At 45.7% G+C, this 604-nt stretch carries 4 tRNA genes; all 4 read left to right on the top strand.

The window, feature by feature from the left end:
- Window positions 1-2 precede the first annotated feature (2 nt).
- Window positions 3-77 (top strand) — tRNA-Gln (locus tag MLE13_RS17915).
- Between the two features lie 102 nt (window positions 78-179).
- Window positions 180-265: transfer RNA gene (locus tag MLE13_RS17910), tRNA-Leu, on the top strand.
- A gap of 13 nt (window positions 266-278) precedes the next feature.
- Window positions 279-355 (top strand) — tRNA-Arg (locus MLE13_RS17905).
- Window positions 356-380: 25 nt separating this feature from the next.
- Window positions 381-454, top strand: a tRNA-Gly gene (locus MLE13_RS17900).
- Window positions 455-604 lie beyond the last annotated feature (150 nt).

Here is a 604-nt window from a genome sequence, read left to right as displayed (position 1 = left end):
ATTGGGGTATAGCCAAGCGGTAAGGCAACGGGTTTTGATCCCGTCATGCCCTGGTTCGAATCCAGGTACCCCAGCCATTATTATTAAACCGAAACGACAATGAATTAGAAATTCTAATTTCTCATTGACATTAAAATGAAGATGCAGTATAATAGAATTTGTCCCTAAAATTAATTCGAGCGGTCGTGGCGGAATGGCAGACGCGCTAGGTTGAGGGCCTAGTGGGAGAAATCCCGTGGAAGTTCGACTCTTCTCGGCCGCACCATATAATCTCTAATGCGCCCGTAGCTCAATTGGATAGAGTACTTGACTACGAATCAAGCGGTTAGAGGTTCGAGTCCTCTCGGGCGCACCATATTTTCTCAACCTTATATAATAACGCGGGTGTAGTTTAGTGGTAAAACCTCAGCCTTCCAAGCTGATGATGGGGGTTCGATTCCCCCCACCCGCTCCATAATTTTTAAACACTTGAACCTTGAAAACTGAACAGCAAAACGTCAACGAAAGACGTCACGAGCACCTCGGTGCGAGAACGACTTTTGCGAAGGTTGCCTTTGGCAATCAGAGCAAAGTTGTTTTTCATCTCAGTGTTCGTGACTACAAT

It is taken from the genome of Planococcus halocryophilus, assembly GCF_022489025.1.
GTDB classification, from domain to species: domain Bacteria; phylum Bacillota; class Bacilli; order Bacillales_A; family Planococcaceae; genus Planococcus; species Planococcus halocryophilus_A.
The sequence above is the reverse complement of the archived record's forward strand: the minus strand, read 5'-3'. Positions and strand labels throughout refer to the sequence as shown.